This window comes from uncultured Propionibacterium sp. (assembly GCF_963539965.1).
In the GTDB taxonomy this organism is placed as follows: domain Bacteria; phylum Actinomycetota; class Actinomycetes; order Propionibacteriales; family Propionibacteriaceae; genus Propionibacterium.
Window position 1 is genome coordinate 11,415 of record NZ_CAUTOU010000013.1, and the last position, 18,469, is coordinate 29,883.

Here is an 18,469-nt window from a genome sequence, read left to right on the forward strand (position 1 = left end):
GGGAAGTCCCGGTCGGGTGCCGGTCCTCACCTGCCGATGGACCGCGCACGGGAGCGCGAGCGCCTCCGGCGGCCCCTGAGGCGCATCCTGGCGGAGTTGAGCCTCGCGCTGCGGTACATCCGCACGACCTGCGGGCCGAGCTGGGACCAGTCGAAACGGGCGGCCTGGGCCCTGCCGCGTTCCAGCCGCAGGTCGCGGGGTTCGGACAGGCTGCGGAGAATGGCCCGCGAGGCACTGGCCGAGTTGCCGTTGCGGAAGACGTGGCCGATGACCCCTTCGTCGTCGGTGAGGACGTCGACGAAGGCCGGCAGGTCCGAAGCGACGACAGGGGCGCCGCAGGCCATCGCCTCGAGCAGCACGATGCCGAAGCTCTCACGGCCGGTCTGCGGGGCGATGTAGACGTCCGCATGGCCCAGCCAGTAGTTGCGGGCCTCGTCGTCCAGGCCGCCGAGGAAGCGCACGCCCTGCTCGGAGCGCGCCGAGCCGGAGCCGATGACGACGACGTCCAGGTCGGGGAACCTGGAACGCACCAGCGGTAGCGCCGGGGTCAGCACCTCGAAGCCCTTGCGGGGCTCGTCGTAGCGGCCCAGGAAGACCAAGCGCGGCGCGTCCCCCCCGCGCCAGCGCCCGGTAATGGACTCCAGCGGGTAGTCCTCCACGTGGATGCCGTTGCCGATGACCACCGGGTTGACGCCGGAGTGCTCGTGGGCGACCCTGGCGGCCGCGGCGGAAACGGCGATCGAGGCGTCCAGGCGGCTCACGACGCTCGGCAGGGCCGAGTTGAGCATCCTGATCGTGCGCATCGTCGGCATGGACGTGTGGAAGGTGGCGGCGACCGGGCGATCGGTCAGGTACAGCACCATCAGGCAGATCGTCGGGCCGATCGGCTCGTGCAGGTGCACGACGTCGAAGTGGCCGGCGTCGAGCCAGCGCTTGACCTTGGCGGCGGGTCCGGGGCCGAAACTGATGCGCGCCACGGAGCCGTTGAAGTTGATCGGCACGGCGCGGCCGGCGCTGGTGAACTCTTCCGGCCTCAGGCCGGTCTCGGCCAGCAGGGCGGGGCTCGCCTGGCCCGGTGCCAGGATGGCGACCTCGTGGCCGTTCTCCTTGAGCCAGCCGGCCAGCCCCAGGACGTGGTTCTGCACACCGCCGGGGTACGTGAAGGAATAGGGGCAGACGATACCCACCCTCATACGCGGACCCCCTTGAAGAAGCGCTGCATCATGTGCCAGCTCACGGTGTGCTCACTGATCTGCCTGCTGAAGAAATCGGCCAATTCTTGCACGGTGGACACCAGACCAGTGGCCCCATGGACGACATGCAGGGGTTCGGTGACGAGCACGTGCAGCCTGCCGGAGCGCCCGAACCAGGTCACCACGCCGAACAGCGGCCGCCCGCTCTGCTGGGCCAGCAGTCCCGGGCCGGGCGGCATGGTGATCTCGGCGTCGCCGCCGGGCAGGTGCCAGGTGACCGGCACTCCCCTGCGGCTGAAATCGCGGTCGGCGACCAGGCAGACGACGCGCCCCCCGTCCAGGTCGGAGCGCAGGTGCGAGAAGACGGCGCGGTCCTTGACGCTGTAGATGCGGAAGCCGAGCCTCTCGCGCAGACCGCGGAAATACTCGAACTGGCCGTCGGGCAGGCCCTCGGCCACCGAGCTGACCAGCAGGCCCTCCAGACAGGCGAAGGCGCCCACCAGGTCCCAGCTGCCCATGTGCGGCAGCGCTGCGACGATCCCGCCCTCGGCGTGAGCGGCCTTGAGGCGCTCCCACGCGTCGGGGTTCTCCAGCACGATCCTGCGGCGGATGTGCGCGGGGCTCCAGCGGGCCAGCTGCAGGGAGATCATCGTGTTCTCCATCCAGCCGATCAGGGCCCAGTAGGAGGCGCGCCGGCTCGGCGCACGGCCCTGGATGCGCTGGCAGTTCAGCTGCCACTGGCGCACGGGCCCCAGGCCCGCGCTGACGGCCACTGCGGCGCCGACGGCGCTGACGGGGCGCCAGAACCACCCGGGCAGGCGGGCCCCCATCCTGAGGATGGCCAGCGCGCCCGGGCGGTGCGGCGCACGAGGGCTCACGCGCCCTGCTCCTGCGCGGCCTGCGCCCTGGCCGTCGTGGCGCGGCGCACGAGCACCATGCGCTGGGCCACCGTGATGATGCCGGCGACGCTCAGGAGGATCAGGCACACCGGCAGTCCCCAGCCGAAGCCGAGGCCGGTGAGCATGGCGCCGAGCAGGCTGACGAGCAGGCGATCGGCGCGCCCGGCCAGGCCGCCGTTGACCTCGTAGCCGAGCGACTCGCCGCGGGCCTTGGTGTAGCTGGTCACCTGGCCGAGCACGAGGGTGACGAGGGCCAGGCCGGCCCACCAGGAGTCTCCGGCGTCCACGAAGTAGAGCGCCAGGCCGCCCATGACCGCGCCGTCGGCGACACGGTCGAGCGTGCTGTCGAGGAAGGCGCCCCAATCGGAGCTGCGGCCGCTGGTGCGGGCCATGATGCCGTCCAGCGAGTCGGAGAAGATGAACACGAGCAGCAGCAGGACGCCCTGCCACAGCCAGCCGTTCGGGAAGCAGATCAGCGAGATCGCGACGACGCCGATGGTGCCCGCCCAGGTGACCATGTCGGGGGTGACATGGGCCTTGAGCAGGGCGCGCGCGATGGGCGACATCACCTTCGTCCAGCGGGAGCGGAGATGCTCAAGCATGCGTGACCTCCTGGTGCGGGCCGAACAGCTCGGTCCACGCGTCGGCGAGGAGCCGGCGGGTGTCGGACAGGAGCTGGGGAACGGCCTTGGTTCGTCCGATGATAGGCAGGAAATTGGCGTCGCCGAGCCAGCGCGGCACGACGTGCTGGTGCAGGTGCGCGGCGATGCCGGCGCCGGCCACGCCGCCCTGGTTCATGCCGATGTTGAACCCGGCGGGCCCCGAGACGTGCCTGATCACTCGGATCGCCCGCTTGGTCAGCCGGGCCATTTCGACGGCCTCGGCCTCGGTCGTGTCCGCATAACCCGCGACGTGCCGGTAGGGGCACACGAGCAGATGACCGGGGTTGTACGGGTACAGGTTGAGGACGGCGAACGCCGTCTCGCCCCGCCGGACGATCAGCGCGGCCTCATCGTCGCCCCGGGGAGCGCGGCAGAACGGGCACTGGGGTCCGGCCGCCGAGTCGGCCGGCTTGTTCTCACCGTTGACGTAGGCGACGCGGTGCGGCGTCCACAGGCGCTGGAGGGCATCGGGAGCGCCGGGCAGGTCCCCGGCCCACTCGGCGGACCCCTGCCCGGCGGTACTCGCCTTCTCGGAGTCATTCACCCGCGTTCGCCTGCCCGGGCGCGGTCGGGTCCTCGTTGTTGCGCGAGGCGATGTGCTCGACGACGCGTTCGACGGCCTCGTCGATGCCGACGCCGTTGAGCCGGCTGCCGTCGCGGAAGCGGAAGCTGACCGTACCGGCGGCCCGGTCGGTCCCGCCGGCGATGAGCATGAACGGCACCTTCTGGCGAGTGGCGTTGCGGATCTTCTTCTGCATGCGGTCATCGGAGTCGTCGACCTCGACGCGCACGCCCTTGGCCTCGAGCCTGGCGGCCACGTCGAACAGGTAGCCGGCGAACTCGCCGGCTACCGGGATGCCGATGACCTGGACCGGACTCAGCCAGGGCGGGAAGGCGCCGGCGTAATGCTCGGTGAGCACGCCGATGAAGCGCTCCACCGAGCCGAGCTTGGCCGAGTGGATCATTACGGGGCGCTGGCGCGAGCCGTCCGACGCGGTGTACTCCAGGTCGAAGCGCTCGGGCTGGTTGAAGTCGTACTGGATGGTCGACATCTGCCAGGTGCGACCGATGGCGTCCCTGACCCGGATCGAGACCTTCGGGCCGTAGAAGGCCGCGCCGCCCGGGTCCGACACGAGCTGCAGGCCGGTGGCCCGGCAGGCCCGTTCGAGGGTGCCGGTGGCGGACTCCCAGTCCTCGTCCGAACCGATGAACTTGTCCCTGTGGGCGCCCTCCGTGTCGCGCGTGGACAGCTCCAGGTAGAAGTCGTCCAGGCCGAACGCCCCGAGGATCGACAGGAAGAAGCCGATCTGGCTGGTGATCTCCTCCTGCGCCTGGTCGGGCGTGCAGTAGGTGTGCGAGTCGTCCTGGGTGAAGCCGCGCATGCGGGTCAGGCCGTGGACGACGCCGGACTTCTCGTAACGGTAGTCGCGGCCCATCTCGAAGAAGCGCAGCGGCAGCTCGCGGTAGGAGCGCCCGCGCGAGCGGAAGATGAGGTTGTGCATCGGGCAGTTCATGGCCTTGAGGTAGTACTCCTGGCCGGCCCTGGTGATGCGCCCGTCCGCGTCACGTTCCTCGTCCACGGTCATGGGGGGGAACATCGTGTCGGCGTAGTACGGCAGATGGCCCGAGGTGCGGAACAGGGCGCCCTTGCTGATCTCGGGCGTGTGGACGAAGTCGAAACCGGCTTCGATGTGGCGTCCGATCACATAGGACTCGATCTCATGGCGCAGGATGCCCCCCTTGGGGTGGAAGACGACCAGGCCGGGGCCGATCTCCTCGGGGAAGCTGAACAGGTCGAGCTCGGCGCCCAGCTTGCGGTGGTCCCGCTTGGCGGCCTCGGCCACGCGCTCCCGGTAGGCCTTGAGGTCCTCACGGCTGGCCCAGGCGGTGCCGTAGACGCGCTGCAGGGCGTCCCTGCTCTGATCGCCGCGCCAGTAGGCGGCACTGGTCCTGGTCAGGGCGACGGCCTTGATGTACCCGGTGTTCGGCACGTGCGGTCCGCGGCACAGGTCCTTCCAGGCGACGGTGCCGTCGCGGCGGACGTTGTCGTAGACGGTCAGTTCGGCGCCACCGACCTCGACCTGTGAGTCGTCATCGGCGCCGGAGCGGCCCCTGTCGCAGATCAGCTCGATCTTGAAGGGCTCGGCGGCCTCCTCGGCGCGGGCCTGTTCCTCGGTGACGACGCGGCGGACGAAGCGCTGACGCTGCTTGATGATCGCCTGCATCCTCTGCTCGATGGCCCTGAGGTCCTCGGGGCCGAGCGGTTCGGTCTTGAAGTCGTAGTAGAAGCCATCGGCGATGGGCGGGCCGATGCCGAGGCGGGCCCGGGGGAAGATCTCCTGCAGTGCCTGGGCGGTCACGTGCGCGGCGGAGTGACGGATGATCGCCAGGCCCTCGTCGCTGGCGGCCAGGACGGGCTCGATGCGGTCGCCGTCGGACAACTCGGCGGCCAGGTCGACGACGGCGCCGTTGACCCGCATGGCGACGACGGACTCGTCATCGCCGAAGAGGTCCAGGCCCGTAGTGCCCGTATCGACCACCTTCGACTCCTCCCGCGGATCGCTGGCGATGATGACTGATACCGACACTTCTGTTCCTTTCGGCGGCGAACCGGGCCGCTCGTGGTCTCGCGCCCGCTCATGGCGCGGGGCGGGTCCCGATGCGGGGACCCCGTACATTCTGCCCCATCCGTTCCGACCCACGACGGACCCCGCCGCCGGCTGGTCATGTCGCACGAGCCCGCGCGGACGGTCGCGGCACCCGCGGGACGCGGCCCGGCCGGCCCGGGTCGCCATCCGGGTTCCCCTGCCGCGAGCCCCCGCACATCATCGCATGGTCGCGGGAACGACCAGTCGGGCCGAGCCGGGCCGACCGAGACCTCTGCGCGGAAGAATCAGTATGCGATACTCATTCGTTATGAGCAATCCACAGAATCCGGACCCGGACGAAGCCGCCCCCACCGCCAACGACACCGGGAACTCGTGGCAGGTCAACGACCCCAACTCGTTCGCACCCCAGGATCCGGCCGGTCGGCCGGCCACTGGGCAGGACGCCGTCAACCAGGCGTACGGCCAGACCCCGCGGGCCCAACCGCAGCAGCCCACCGCAGACGGCGGAGCCCAGATCCCGCAGGCGGGCCAGGCCCTGCCTCCCGGACAGTTCCCCCCGGCCGGCCCGCAGGCGGGCCAGTTCCCCCCGGCCGGTGCCGCCATGGGCAGTAGCGTACCGGCCAGGAAGAACAGGTCCCTGGCCATCCGCATCATCTCGGTCGTACTCGTGATCATCCTGATCGCGGTCGCCAAGGTGATCTTCGACCGTGTCAGCACCTCGCATGACGCCACCAAGGACGTCGGCAAATGCGTGACCCTCTCCGGCACTCAGAACGATGTCAAGACCGAGCGTGTCGACTGCGGCACCGAGGGCTCGTACTACGTCGCCAAGGCCGGCGCCGACGAGACCTGCGCCGACGTGTCCGACACCGACAAGAACTACGGCGGCACCTACGACGAGATCACCGTCCAGGGTTCGCGCGGTTCCACGGCCAAGATGTGCCTGGTGCCCGAGTTCACCGAGGGCAACTGCTACAGCGAGGACAGGGTCGACCTGGCCTACCAGGAAGTCGACTGCAATGACGTGGCCGCTTACATCCACATCGACCGGATCATCGAGGAGTACGACGCGACCTGCCCCGACACCTCGATCGGCGGCCTGACCTACGACGTGCCGGCCCGCACCTACTGCGTCTCGCAGCCCGTGTGAGCCATGCTCCGGCGCTGAGATCCTCTCCCGCGGGGTGACGGGCCGCGGCTCGTCACCCCGCAGCTCTTCTGCCGGCCGATCCCGTCCAGGGGGCGGTTCCGGCAGAGCCCGCGGTGCGGAGAGGGGGTCTGGGACGACTACGGGCCAGCCCGTCCGGGGCCCACGACGCGCACATGCATGGGATCCCCCGGCAAGGAGCCGGGGGATCCCATGCGGTGGGCGACACTGGGTTTGAACCAGTGACCTCTTCCGTGTCAGGGAAGCGCGCTACCACTGCGCCAGCCGCCCGAGGTGGAGACGGGATTTGAACCCGTGTATACGGATTTGCAGTCCGCTGCCTCGCCTCTCGGCCACTCCACCAGGTGAAGAGCTTGCCTCCACCACGAAGCTTCATGGTCAGTGGATGGGGCCAAGGCCTCTCCGAGCGGACGACGGGACTCGAACCCGCGACCCTCACCTTGGCAAGGTGATGCTCTACCAACTGAGCCACGTCCGCGCTGCTCCTCAGTGAGGTGCCCCTCGCCGAAGCGCGGGGACCATGATAGCGAACTCGCTCGAACAGCACAAATCAAGAGTACTCCTCGAAGACTCCTCGCACGCCATGAAAACCAATCCGACTAGTTGTTCCATTACGAACAAAGTCCGCTGGCCCCTTCCCGGCAGCGTGCCGGGCCCCGCCGTCCGGCGCGCCCTGGCCGTGGGGAGCGCGAGGGCGGCCCGCGAACCGGCAGCGCGCGGATTTGTCCCGGTGCGAGACGGTGCGCTAGTTTTGACGGCGCCCCGGGGCGATTGGCGCAGCGGTAGCGCGCTTCGTTCACACCGAAGAGGTCACTGGTTCGAACCCAGTATCGCCCACCCGGACGCACCCGTCGGCGCCCGAGCTTTCCGTGGCGCGCAGCGATGGCCCCGCCCCCTTCCGAACGGTTACCCGCCGGAACGTGCGTCGCGGACCAGGATCGCCGAACCGCCGTCCCGCCCACGGGACCGAGCGGCAGGACGCCCCGCAGGCAGTCCCGCGAGCCACCGGAACAGATCGCACGGCACGCCCAGCGCGACACGCCCAGGTTGAGCCCGGGGAAGGCCCTCGAACCCGGCCCCGCCGGAGAATCTCTCGCTCCAGGACGGCCCGGGAGGCCGCATCCCCGGGAACACTCGACGGTCCGGCATGAATTCTTCGTGTCACATCGTGGACGGCTGATTTGCCAATCCCGCCAAAATGTCCGAGGGTTGAGACAGACAACGGCAATGGCGCCGCCCTGACAGTAGCAAGAGATAAGGGCACGCAGATGACTGCACCGGCATTGATCCTGTTGGCTAATGGCGCCGAGGAGATTCGGCTGTTGCGCAAGCAGATGCAGATCCAGCGCCCCGAGCTCCCCATCCACTTGGCGTTCCTCGATCATTGCCCGCCGAGCGGCCTGCAGGTCGTCAGTTCCCTCGCCTCCCATGGGACGCGCGAGGCCGTGTTCGTCCCGATGTCCCTGACCCAGGCGGTCGACGCGGGGCGGGTGGCCAACGGCATGTTCGAGTTCGCCCGTAGGGCCCATCCCGGTATGAATCTCGCCATGGCCCGCCCCATCGGGCCGGCCACCGAGCTGCTCACCATTCTCGATCTCCGCCTCCGCAACGCCCTGTCGAGCTGTCACGCGCTCGAACTGGACGGCTTGGTGCTGGCCACGCCGAGTACCGGCGACGTCCGCGGCCAGAGCCTCATCGCCCGCCGCGCCCGTCAGTGGAGCTCTCACCACAAGCTGCCGGTCGCCGTGGCCAGCGTCGACGGCTCCGCCTCGTCCATCGCCGCCGCGATCAATCTGCTGCGCGACCAGGGCCGTCGCAACATCGCCGTCGGCTCGCTGTTCCTGACCGCCTCGGACCGCTTCATGCTGGCCGCCGAGCAGGGCCTGTCGGCCGGCGCGCTCACCGTCAGCGCCCCGCTGGGCGCCGACGAGCGCATCATCGAACTCGTCATGAGCCGCTACGCGTTCACCGCCATGGACATGCTCGATGACGTCCCCGCCGATGAGCACCTGGGCGATGACGTCGTCACCAGCTCTCCCGAGCTCATCGCCCTGTGACCCTCGTGGCCGCCCCGGGCGGGAGCGAACCGGCGAGCTGGTCTCGGGGACGACGAGGCAGGAGGAGGCATGAGCGAACATCCCGTCGAGAAGACCGATGAGCAGTGGCGCGCGGAACTGACTCCGCAGGAGTTCCGGGTACTGCGCCGGGCCGGCACCGAGGCCCCCTTCACCGGCGAGTTCACAGACCACTTCGCCGAGGGCGTCTACAGCTGCCGCGCCTGCGGCGCCGAGCTCTTCCGCTCCCGGACCAAGTTCGCCTCCCACTGCGGCTGGCCGAGCTTCTACTCCCCGCTGGCCGCCGATCGGGTGCGCCATCTGAGCGACACCTCGATCCCCGGCCGTCCGCGCACCGAGGTGCGCTGCGCCAGCTGCGGCTCCCACCTGGGCCATGTCTTCGAGGGCGAGGGCTACGACACCCCTACCGATCAGCGCTACTGCATCAATTCGGTCTGTCTGGACTTCACCTCGTCCAGAGAGGACTGAGGGCGGTCCTCGCCCCGGCCGGATCATGCCGCGGCGTGGCACCCGGCCCGGCGGGCAGGCGGATCATAGGGTCGGGGCATGTCCACGGATCTGCGCGATCGCCGCGGGGGCGATGCCTTCGCCCGGGTCGTCGCCGCGCTCAGGGCGTTCGGCTGGAGGCCTGGGATCAGTGTCGAGGAGATCGGCATCCCGCAGCGCATCGCGCCCTACGGCTACGCGATGGAGGCGGAGCTGGAAGCCGACGATGAGGAGCGCGGATCGGGGCGGCTCGTCATGCTGCACGATCCTGCGGGCAATGACACATGGGACGGCGACTGGCGGCTCGTCACCCTGGTGAGGGCCGACACCGATGCGGACATGGTCGCCGACTCCCTGATCGGAGAGGTCGGCTGGAGCTGGCTCATCGAGGCGCTCGACGAGCACGACGCGGCCTTCGCGGCCCCGGCGGGCACGGTGACCACCGTGACGAGCCATCCGTTCGGCTCGATGAGCACCGAGCCCGATCGCGCCGAGATCGAGATCAGGGCGAGTTGGACTCCGCTGATCGGCGATCCCTCCGACATCACCGGCCATCTGCGCGCATGGCAGCAGCTCATGTGCCAGGCGGCGGGCATGCCGCCCCTGCCCGAGGAGATCATCCCCATCAGCAACAATCTCTCTGCGGCAGGAACACGATGAAGGGTTCGGCCGACGCCACGCATGCCGAGACAGAGCTCGACGGTCAGATCGACCCCGATACCGGCCTACCCATCCTGGCGATGCCCCGCGAGGGCATGCCTCCCCTGGTCGACACCGACGAAATGCTGGCCGAGTGCATCGAGGAACTCAGGGCGGGCACCGGCCCGGTCGCCATCGACACCGAACGCGCCCAGAGCTTCCGTTACAGCGGCCGCGCCTATCTGCTCCAGCTCCGCCGCTCGGGTTCGGGCACCTGGCTCATCGACCCGCAGGCCTTCGAGCCCGCCGATGGGTCGGTGTCCGATTTCAGCGCGCTGCGCGATGCGATCATCGGAGCCGAGTGGATCATCCACGCCGCCAACTCCGACCTGCCCTGCCTGAGCGAGCTCGGCCTGCTCCCCGAGAGACTCTTCGACACCGAGATGGCCGGGCGCCTGCTCGGGCTGCCGCGCGTCGGCCTGGGACCGATGACGGAGGCCTACTTCGGCGTCCACCTGCTCAAGGAGCACTCGGCCGCCGACTGGTCCAGGCGGCCGTTGCCCACCGACTGGGTGGCCTACGCGGCGCTGGACGTCGAGCTGCTCATCGAACTGCGCGATCTGCTGCGGCGTCAGCTGCACGAGGCCGGCAAATGGTCCTGGGCCCGTCAGGAGTTCCAGTACATGATCGACACCCACCGTGAGCCCCCGGCCCCGGCGGCCGAGCCGTGGCGCCACGTCAACGGCCTGCACTCGGTGCGCAGCCGCCGCGGCCTGGCGCTGGTTCGCGAGATCTGGGGCGAACGCGACCGGCTGGCCCGCGAGCTGGACCGGGCGCCTGGCAAGATCCTGCCCGACAGGGCGATCAGCGAACTGGCCGGCCAGATCACCAGGGACTCTCCCGGCATGCCCGGCATGGCGCAGATGGACGCCATCATGGGCTTCAAGCGCCGGGGCGCCCGTCGCTACCGGGGGCGCTGGGTCGCCGCCTCCGGACGCGTCGCCGCGATGCCCGAGTCGCAGTTGCCGCGCCTGCGGGTGCCCCACGAGGGCCCCCCGCATCAGCCGCGCAGCTGGCAGCGCACCAATCCCGAGGCCTGGCGCCGCTGGCAGCGCGTGCGCCCGGCGATGAACCGCTTGGCCAGGGCCCTGGACGTGCCGCCGGAGAACCTCATAGCCCCCGAGACGCTGCGCAGGCTGGCCTGGGAGCCGCTGGAGGCGGTCGACCGCGAGCACGCCGCCGAGTGCCTGGCCGCCCATGGCGCGCGCGAATGGCAGTGCCGCCTGGCCGCGCCGGTGATCGTCGCCGCACTGGGGGCCGCGCCGAGCGGCGAATAGGCGGGGCCGTCGGCTCTAGCGGCCCAGGCCGCTCCAGGCCGCGCTGACGGACTCGGCGATCCGCTCGGCGGTGAGGCCCGCGTCGGCCAGCACCTCGGCGCGCGAGCCGACCGGCAGGTACTCCTGCGGGATGCCGAACTGGCGCACCGGGACCTCGATGCCGGCCGAGTCCATGGCGAGTTCCAGCCGGGAACCGATGCCGCCTACGACCAGGTTGTCCTCGATCGTCACCACCAGCCCATGGCCCGCCGCCGTCCGCAGCAGCGGCTCGGCGATCGGCAACGACCACAGCGGGTCGATGACGGTGGCCGACAGGCCCTCGGCGCCGAGCACCCGCGCGGCGCCGAGCGCGGTCGAGGCCAGCTGGCCGTAGCCGATGAGGAGCACCTCGGGGCGCTCGCCGGCGGCCAGCACGTCGATCCCGTCGCGGTTCTCCACGGCCTCGATCGGGTCGGGCAGCTTGTCCTTGGAGTACCGGATGAGGCTCGGGGCGTCGTCGATGTCGACGGCCGCGCGCAGCACGTCGCGCAGCCGCACGGCGTCGCGCGGGGAGGCCAGGTGGATCCCGGGCACGATGCCGGCGATCGAGCAGTCCCAGACGCCGTCGTGGCTGGCGCCGTCCGAACCGGTCACACCGGCGCGATCGAGCACGACGGTGACACCCAGGCGGTGCATGCCCACGTCGAGCAGCAACTGGTCGAAGGCCCTGTTGAGGAAGGACGAGTAGACGGCCACGATCGGGTGCAGTCCGGCGCGGGCCATGCCGGCGGCCGAACCCATGGCGTGCTGCTCCGCGATGCCGACGTCGAAGACCCTGTCGGGGTAGGCCGCGGCGAAGCGACCCAGGCCCGTCGGGTGGAGCATGGCCGCAGTGATCGCCACGATGTCCTCGCGCTCGGCGCCCAGCGCCACGAGCTCGGCGCCGAAGGCATCGGTCCAGGTGGCCTGGACCGGCGGGGCGAGCGGCTCGCCGGTGCATTCGTCGATCATGCCGATGGCGTGGAAGCGGTCGCGCTCGTGGTTCTCGGCCGGCGCGAAGCCCTTGCCCTTCTGGGTGATGGCGTGGACGATGACCGGCCCGCCGAATCCCCTGGCCTGGCGCATGGCGACGGTCAGCGCATCCAGGTCGTGGCCGTCGATCGGGCCGATGTACTTCAGACCGAGATCGCTGAACAGGCCCTGCGGGGCGAGGACGTCCTTGAGGCCGATCTTGAGGCCGTGCAGGAGGTCGTAGGCGGGCCTGCCGACCAGCGGCGTGCGTGAGATGGTGGCCTTGACGTTCTCCATGGCCTTCTCGTAGCGCGGATCGGTGCGCAGACCGGACAACTGCCTGGACAGGCCGCCGACGGTCGGCGAGTAGGAGCGCCCGTTGTCGTTGACGACGATGACCATCGGCAGCTCGGGCTCGGCCGCGATGTTGTTGAGCGCCTCCCAGGCCATGCCGCCGGTGAGCGCGCCGTCGCCGACAATGGTGACGACGGTGCGGTCCCGCTGGCCGCTCAGGGCGAAGGCGCGGGCCATGCCCTCCGACCAGCTCAGCCCCGCCGAGGCGTGGGAGTTCTCCAGCCAGTCGTGCTCGGACTCGGCTCTGCACGGGTAGCCGGACAGGCCGCCCTTCTGGCGCAGCATGCCGAACCTGTCCGCGCGGCCGGTGAGGATCTTGTGCACATAGCTCTGGTGGCCGACATCGAAGACGACGGGGTCCTTGGGGGAGTCGAAGACCAGGTGGACCGCCATCGTCAGCTCGACGACGCCGAGGTTCGGGCCGAGGTGGCCGCCGGTGCGCGCAACGCTCGTGATGAGGAACTGGCGGATCTCCTTCGCCAGCGCCCGGAGTTCCTCATCGTCGAGGGTACGCAGGTCCGAGGGTTCGTGAATACGGTCCAGCAGCGCCATATGCGTCAGTCTAGGACGGGACGGCCGGCCGGGCCCGAACGGCGCCGGCACCGCGTCCCGGAGCCGGGGAGGGCCCGATGCACGTATTTTCCACGGATCGATCCCCACATTTGCGCTGATCCCCGTTATGGTGAGACATGACGTCGCCAAGGACGGCGCGCCCAGGCCGCGCCGACGAGGGAACCAGGCAACCGCCCAGGATGACCGAACAGCGCGTACCAGCGGCGGACGGCGCACAGCCGGCCGACGGTACCGCACTGCCCGTTGCCGAGCTGGTGGCCGCGCTGACCGACGTCGTCGCGCAGGTCCACGCGACCCTCGGGGCGGACCAGAACGGTCTGTGCGTGCACCGCTGCCTGACCACCACGAGCCGCCGGACCGTCCAGATGCGGGCGGGCGCCCGCCCCGGCGCGGAGCTGCGGCCGATGACCTGCCTGTTCGATCCGGGCAGCACCTGCATCCTGGCAGGACCCCGGCCGAAGTGCCCGCGGACGATGGACGAGAAGAACGTCGTGCGGGCGAGGCTCGGCGGCGACGTCGACGAATTCGGCTGGCTGTGGCACGCGGACCCGGACGGCATCGACCCGGACCGCCGTCGGGCCCAGGAGCTCGTCCTGCAGGCGATGGCCGGTATGACCGAACGGCTGATCGCCAGGGCGGTCAGGGCAGACGACTCCGGGGCCCGCATGATCGCCAATGAGCGCGAGAGGATCTCACGGGAACTGCACGACGGCGTCGCGCAGGTGCTCGGCGCCACCCACCTGAGGCTGTCCTCCCTGATCGAGCGGGGCGGGCTCGGCGATGAGGTGGCCGAGGAGCTCGCCGGGATCAGCCGGGACTGCGCACTGGCCTACTCCGACGTCCGCGAGGCCGTCTGGGACCTGCACATGCCCGAGGAGGCGAACGGCTCGCTGGCCTCGTCCATCCGCTCCTCGGCGGGCGCCTTCGAGGACCGCACCGGCATCGCCTGCCGAGTCGAACTGGCCGGGGCGAGCGCTCCCCTGCCCGCCGGCACGCGCCTGCAGCTGCTGCGCGTCGTGCAGGAGGCGCTCACCAATGTGCGCAAGCACGCGCACGCGAGTTCCGTGGACGTGACGATGCGCACCAGCCCGAGCAGCATCACCGTCAACGTCAGCGACGACGGGATCGGCTTCGAGAGCTCGGACTCGGACCCCGGTCGCTTCGGCCTGCTGTCGATGCGCGAGCGCATCGAGGAGATCGGCGGGCATCTGAGCATCATGAGCATCCCCGGGGCGGGCACGTGCATCAGCGCGGTCGTGCCCCTCGCCCTGCACGAGAAGAGGACGCGCGCATGAACACGACCCCGGCGGGACGAGAGCATGGAGGGCCGATCCGCGTCCTCATCGCCGACGACCAGACACTCTTCCGCCGCGCCGTCGGCGCCCTCATCGACCGCGAGGACGACATGGCGGTCGTCGGCGAGGCCTCCAACGGGCTGGAGGCGCTGGAGACCGCAGACGCCAGTGGGCCCGACGTGGCGATTCTCGACCTGGAGATGCCGGTCATGGACGGGGCCCGGGCCGCCGCGATCCTGCGCGAGCGCCACCCGGACCTGAAGATCGTCATGCTCACCGTCCACGACGAGAACGAACTGCTGACCGAGGCCGTCCGCGCCGGAGCCGACGGCTACCTGCTCAAGGACCTCGAACCCGCCGAGCTGCTGCAGATGATCCGGGGCGTCATGGTCGACCAGGCGCCGCTGTCCCCGCGGCTGGTCAGCGGCCTGCTCGACCAGCTGCGCCGCGGCCCGGGCGCGCAGCGGATCATCGTCCCCGGAACCGACAACACGCACGGGTTGAGCCGGCGCGAACTGGAGATCATGACCCTCGTGGCCAAGGGCATGTCGAACCGCGAGATCGCCACGCACCTGACCATCACCGAGGGCACGGTCAAGAACCACGTGCACAACGCCCTGCGCAAACTCGGCATGAGCAATCGCAGCCAGGCGGCCGCGTACCTCGTCAGGAACGGCCTGAACACCCGGATCTGAGCGCCCCGACCCCGACGCCCAGCGTTTTATGCCTTTTCTGTGCCCTGGTTGTGCCCTTTTCCCCATGGACGCGACAGCCCGTCCCGATCAGGATTGGGGCAAGGGGATCCTGCACCGTGGCGGAGGAGGGCGATCATGACGGGCAGGCGTCGTGCACCACTGGGTGCGCTGAGGGCCGCGCGCCGATGGCTGCCCGGACTCGTCGGCCTGCTCATCGGCGCCCTGGTGGGCCTGGCGGCCTTCACATTCGTCTACGCCGACGGCCCGTCCTACCTGGGTCACGACTCCAAGGCCTGCGCCGGCTGCCACGTGATGCAGGACTACTACGACGCCTACAGCGCCGGGCCGCACCACCACGTGGCGGAGTGCAACGACTGCCACACGCCGCACGACCTGGTCGGCAAGTACGCGGTCAAGGCGGAGAACGGCCTGCACCACTCGATCGCGTTCACGACCGGCGACTACCCGCAGAACATCCGGGCGCGCGACGTCTCGCTGCAGATCATCAACAACAACTGCATCCGCTGCCACGGCGGGTTCACCCACGACGTCCTGGCCGGCCAGAAGGACGGCGACCAGATCCTGTGCATCCGATGCCACCAGGGAGTGGGCCATGACAAGTGACTCCGCTGATTCCGCCGGCTGCGACGACCGCGACAGCCGCAGCCGGGTCAGGACCGGCCCGCTCAGGCGGCCCGGTCGGCCAGCACGACGAATACAGGCGCAGGAGGTGAGAAGAGGATGAGCGGGTCGAGCCAACCGCAGTACAGACCGCGGATTTCGCGCATGAGCAAGATCGCGATGTTCATCGTGTTCCTCGTCGCCGGCGCCCTGATCGCGATCGGGATCGTCGCGCTGCTCACGAGCATCTTCAACCACAAGCAGGAGGGCAAGGAGCAGTTCACCCAGGTGGTGGCGCTCGACGAGACCACGATCGATCCGGCCGTCTGGGGGCAGAACTTCCCCGAGGAGTACGAGTCCTACATGAAGACCAGCGACCCGGACCCGGGGAACTACTTCCCGCGGACGCCGACCGCCGATGATCCTCGCGAGTGGACCACCTACGACAATCTGGCGAACGATCATCGTCTGGTGACCATGTGGGCCGGTTACGCGTTCTCGGTGGATTACACCGAGCCCCGCGGGCACAACTGGATGCTCGTGGACCAGCGCTACTCCAAGCGCACGACCCAGTTCAAGCAGCCGGGCTACTGCCTCAACTGCCATGTGAGCGCGCCGAAGCTGTTCACCGACCTGGGCGACGGCGACGCCGAGGCCGGCTGGTCCAGGATGAACGCGATGGACTACGACGACGCCTACGAGACCGCCCAGCACTACGGCGCGGTGTCCTGCATCGACTGCCACGACCCCAGGACGATGGACCTGCGCGTCACGCGTCCGGCCTTCATCAAGGGCATCGCGGCCTACCAGGCCTCCCAGGGCGTCTCCGACTACGACGTGAACCGCGACGCCTCCACTCAGGAGATGCGCACCTACGTCTGCGCCCAGTGCCACGTGGAGTACTACCGGTCCGCGACCGACCACAACCTGACGTTCCCGTGGAACAACGGCCTGACGATCGACGACGAGTACAACTACTACCAGCAGATCGACTTCACCGATTTCACCCACGAACTCACCGGCGCCTCGATCATCAAGGCCCAGCACCCCGATTTCGAGACCTGGTCGAACGGCGTTCACGCCCAGGCCGGCGTCACCTGCGCCGACTGCCACATGGCCTACCAGAGTGCCGGTGCGAAGAAGGTCAGCAACCACCACGTCACATCGCCGATGGCCGACGTCAACGGTACCTGCGGCACCTGCCACAAGGCCTCCGACGACGAGCTCAGGGCGCGCGTGTCGACGATCCAGACCCGCTTCTACCAGGCCCGCGACGTCTCCTTCGACGCCCTGATCGACTTGATCCACGACATCGAGGCGGCCCGGACCGATGGCACCCCGGCCGATCGCATCGACGCGGCGCGCAACTACCAGCGCAAGGCGCAGTTCTACATGGACTACGTCGAATCCGAGAACTCCCACGGGTTCCACGCCCCGGAGTACTCGCTGCGCATCCTCAACGACGTGACCGACACGGCACGGCGGGGTCAACTCGCGCTGACCGGAGCCGATGTCCCGAGCACACCCGGCCCGGGCCGCCCTCATGACGAGGCCGCTCCGCAGCCGGACGGCTCGACCCCGATCAACACCGCCACGGCTCAGGCCCCGACCCCATCGGATTCCCCGTCGTGAGGCGTCGGCGCCAGTCACCGGAAGGTGCGGCCCGGTGAGCCCGCATCCTCCGCATCCAGCACATGCCCGAGACGGATACCGAACCGAGTCCCTGCCTGCCGGACCGGCGAGCGGGAGACGTTTCGGATCGTCGACGAACCGGAGATGATGATGACGCAGCACTCGAGCCTGACCGGTGCCAGGCGCACGCTGCTGAACTCGCTGGGGCTCCCCCCGGACGCCAGCGACGAGGAGCTGGCCGCCAGGAGGACCGAGCTGCGCGAATCGCTGAAGACCGCGCCGGATGCGCGCAAGGGGTGGATCAGTCAGCAGATGGCCCGGGTCGACGCGGTCATCGCGCTCGATGCCGCAGGCGATGTCGTCGGGGCCGATGACGGCGCCGGCTGGGACGATGTCCCGGACGAGTCGAGCCGGGACGAGGTCCCCGGCGCCGGTGAGGCGCCCGAGCCCGACGATCCGGTGGCCCTGGACGAAATCGACGAGGTGGCCGAGGCCCGTCGCGCGGCCCGCAGGACCACGAGGAAGGCCGCCGTCATCGGAGCCGACGCGAACGGCGCGCCCCCGGGGGGCAAGGGCCCGGGCCGGGCGACCTCCGGGGCGGCCGGGAACGCGCCCGCCGGATCCTCCCGCCGGCGCGTCGACGCCACCGGCCGGGTGGCCCGGATCGTCATCGTCGCCGTCGTCGTGGCGGTGGTGCTGACCGTCTACAGGCTCGGGGCGCCCTCGGACTCGTCGGGCTCGGATGCATCGGCCTCGGGCATGGTATCGGAGGCCACCGCCACCCCGGCGCTCGACGAGACCCAGGTGGCCGAGTTGGAGAAGAGGGTCCAGGACGACCCGCAGGACGCCGACGCGATGGGCCGGCTCGCCTCGCTGTACGCCTCGGTCGGCGACTACGCCAACGCCTCCAAGTGGCAGGCCCGGCGCGTCGAGCTGATGCCCGACGACATCGACGCCCAGCTGACCCTCGGCGTCTCGTGCTTCAACAACGGCGACCTGGACTGCGCCAAGGAGCACTGGGACATCGTCAACGACCTCGACCCGGACCGCGCCGAGCTGCACTTCGACCTCGGCTACTACTACCTGTCGGTCGACCCGCCGGACATCGAGAAAGTCAAGCAGGAATGGAACAAGGTCCTCGAACTCGACCCCGACGGGCAGTACGCCCAGACCGTCAAGACGCACATGAGCGGCCTCGATGAGACCGCGGCCCCCAGTGCCACCTCGACACCGTGAGAAGC

General features: G+C 69.8%; 17 protein-coding genes and 4 tRNA genes. 11 read left to right on the plus strand and 10 right to left on the minus strand.

The window, feature by feature from the left end:
• Positions 1 to 26: 26 nt before the first annotated feature.
• From R2N01_RS04075 to thrS, 5 genes are read right to left on the minus strand one after another with little or no spacing between them, the layout of a single operon-like run.
• The gene (locus R2N01_RS04075; RefSeq protein ID WP_316668727.1) at positions 27 to 1,193 is read right to left on the minus strand and encodes a glycosyltransferase family 4 protein; all 1,167 of its coding nucleotides are present in this window, start codon (positions 1,191 to 1,193) and stop codon (positions 27 to 29) included.
• Positions 1,190 to 2,071, minus strand: a complete 882-nt coding sequence (locus R2N01_RS04080; RefSeq protein ID WP_316668729.1) for a hypothetical protein — start codon at positions 2,069 to 2,071, stop codon at positions 1,190 to 1,192. Before R2N01_RS04080 ends, R2N01_RS04075 begins: the two co-directional genes overlap by 4 nt.
• Entirely contained in the window at positions 2,068 to 2,694 is a 627-nt protein-coding gene (pgsA, locus tag R2N01_RS04085) for a phosphatidylinositol phosphate synthase (protein ID WP_316668731.1), read from the minus strand. Before pgsA ends, R2N01_RS04080 begins: the two co-directional genes overlap by 4 nt.
• Positions 2,687 to 3,298 carry an HIT domain-containing protein gene (locus R2N01_RS04090; protein WP_316668732.1) on the minus strand — a complete coding sequence of 204 codons (612 nt, stop codon included), beginning with the start codon at positions 3,296 to 3,298 and terminating at the stop codon, positions 2,687 to 2,689. The genes pgsA and R2N01_RS04090 overlap by 8 nt, the downstream gene beginning before the upstream one ends.
• Positions 3,291 to 5,342, minus strand: coding sequence for a threonine--tRNA ligase (thrS, locus tag R2N01_RS04095; RefSeq protein ID WP_316668734.1), 2,052 nt, complete (start codon positions 5,340 to 5,342; stop codon positions 3,291 to 3,293). The genes R2N01_RS04090 and thrS overlap by 8 nt, the downstream gene beginning before the upstream one ends.
• A gap of 328 nt (positions 5,343 to 5,670) precedes the next feature.
• Here thrS and R2N01_RS04100 point away from each other — a divergent pair, with 328 nt between their 5' ends.
• Positions 5,671 to 6,513: a hypothetical protein gene (locus tag R2N01_RS04100; RefSeq protein WP_316668736.1), complete on the plus strand. Its 843-nt coding sequence runs from the start codon at positions 5,671 to 5,673 to the stop codon at positions 6,511 to 6,513.
• 216 nt (positions 6,514 to 6,729) lie between these two features.
• Here the strand turns inward: R2N01_RS04100 and R2N01_RS04105 are convergent.
• The 3 genes from R2N01_RS04105 to R2N01_RS04115 all read right to left on the minus strand — a co-directional run bounded on the left by R2N01_RS04105 (position 6,730) and on the right by R2N01_RS04115 (position 7,009).
• Positions 6,730 to 6,801, minus strand: a tRNA-Val gene (locus tag R2N01_RS04105).
• 1 nt (position 6,802) lies between these two features.
• Positions 6,803 to 6,873 (minus strand) — tRNA-Cys (locus R2N01_RS04110).
• 63 nt (positions 6,874 to 6,936) lie between these two features.
• Positions 6,937 to 7,009: transfer RNA gene (locus tag R2N01_RS04115), tRNA-Gly, on the minus strand.
• A 287-nt stretch (positions 7,010 to 7,296) separates the two neighbouring features.
• Between R2N01_RS04115 and R2N01_RS04120 the strand changes: the two genes are divergently transcribed.
• The 5 genes from R2N01_RS04120 to R2N01_RS04140 all read left to right on the plus strand — a co-directional run bounded on the left by R2N01_RS04120 (position 7,297) and on the right by R2N01_RS04140 (position 11,068).
• Positions 7,297 to 7,368 (plus strand) — tRNA-Val (locus tag R2N01_RS04120).
• Between the two features lie 431 nt (positions 7,369 to 7,799).
• The gene (locus tag R2N01_RS04125; RefSeq protein WP_316668738.1) at positions 7,800 to 8,588 is read left to right on the plus strand and encodes a CbiX/SirB N-terminal domain-containing protein; all 789 of its coding nucleotides are present in this window, start codon (positions 7,800 to 7,802) and stop codon (positions 8,586 to 8,588) included.
• A gap of 69 nt (positions 8,589 to 8,657) precedes the next feature.
• Entirely contained in the window at positions 8,658 to 9,074 is a 417-nt protein-coding gene (gene msrB / locus R2N01_RS04130; RefSeq protein ID WP_316668741.1) for a peptide-methionine (R)-S-oxide reductase MsrB, read from the plus strand.
• Positions 9,075 to 9,152: 78 nt separating this feature from the next.
• Complete coding sequence (locus R2N01_RS04135; RefSeq protein ID WP_316668743.1) at positions 9,153 to 9,752, plus strand: DUF3000 domain-containing protein; 600 nt, start codon at positions 9,153 to 9,155, stop codon at positions 9,750 to 9,752.
• Complete coding sequence (locus R2N01_RS04140; protein ID WP_316668745.1) at positions 9,749 to 11,068, plus strand: HRDC domain-containing protein; 1,320 nt, start codon at positions 9,749 to 9,751, stop codon at positions 11,066 to 11,068. Before R2N01_RS04135 ends, R2N01_RS04140 begins: the two co-directional genes overlap by 4 nt.
• Before the next feature lie 15 nt (positions 11,069 to 11,083).
• Here the strand turns inward: R2N01_RS04140 and dxs are convergent, their stop codons facing one another.
• The gene (dxs, locus tag R2N01_RS04145; protein WP_316668747.1) at positions 11,084 to 12,964 is read right to left on the minus strand and encodes a 1-deoxy-D-xylulose-5-phosphate synthase; all 1,881 of its coding nucleotides are present in this window, start codon (positions 12,962 to 12,964) and stop codon (positions 11,084 to 11,086) included.
• Positions 12,965 to 13,164: 200 nt separating this feature from the next.
• Between dxs and R2N01_RS04150 the strand changes: the two genes are divergently transcribed.
• From R2N01_RS04150 to nrfH, 3 genes are all read left to right on the plus strand, one after another.
• Positions 13,165 to 14,280, plus strand: a complete 1,116-nt coding sequence (locus R2N01_RS04150) for a sensor histidine kinase (RefSeq protein WP_316668749.1) — start codon at positions 13,165 to 13,167, stop codon at positions 14,278 to 14,280.
• A complete protein-coding gene (locus R2N01_RS04155) occupies positions 14,277 to 14,975 on the plus strand; it encodes a response regulator transcription factor (RefSeq protein ID WP_316668751.1) in 699 nt (232 codons plus the stop codon). The genes R2N01_RS04150 and R2N01_RS04155 overlap by 4 nt, the downstream gene beginning before the upstream one ends.
• A 135-nt stretch (positions 14,976 to 15,110) precedes the next feature.
• Positions 15,111 to 15,599, plus strand: coding sequence for a cytochrome c nitrite reductase small subunit (nrfH, locus tag R2N01_RS04160; RefSeq protein ID WP_316668753.1), 489 nt, complete (start codon positions 15,111 to 15,113; stop codon positions 15,597 to 15,599).
• A gap of 62 nt (positions 15,600 to 15,661) precedes the next feature.
• On the opposite strand, the gene R2N01_RS04165 is transcribed toward nrfH, so the two are convergent.
• On the minus strand, positions 15,662 to 15,784 hold the full coding sequence (locus R2N01_RS04165; protein ID WP_316668755.1) for a hypothetical protein: 123 nt from the start codon (positions 15,782 to 15,784) through the stop codon (positions 15,662 to 15,664).
• Here R2N01_RS04165 and R2N01_RS04170 point away from each other — a divergent pair.
• Together R2N01_RS04170 and R2N01_RS04175 are read left to right on the plus strand one after the other, a co-directional pair.
• The gene (locus tag R2N01_RS04170; protein ID WP_316668757.1) at positions 15,762 to 17,228 is read left to right on the plus strand and encodes an ammonia-forming cytochrome c nitrite reductase subunit c552; all 1,467 of its coding nucleotides are present in this window, start codon (positions 15,762 to 15,764) and stop codon (positions 17,226 to 17,228) included. The genes R2N01_RS04165 and R2N01_RS04170 overlap by 23 nt on opposite strands.
• A gap of 144 nt (positions 17,229 to 17,372) precedes the next feature.
• A complete protein-coding gene (locus R2N01_RS04175; RefSeq protein WP_316668759.1) occupies positions 17,373 to 18,464 on the plus strand; it encodes a hypothetical protein in 1,092 nt (363 codons plus the stop codon).
• The last annotated feature ends 5 nt before the right edge of the window (positions 18,465 to 18,469 follow it).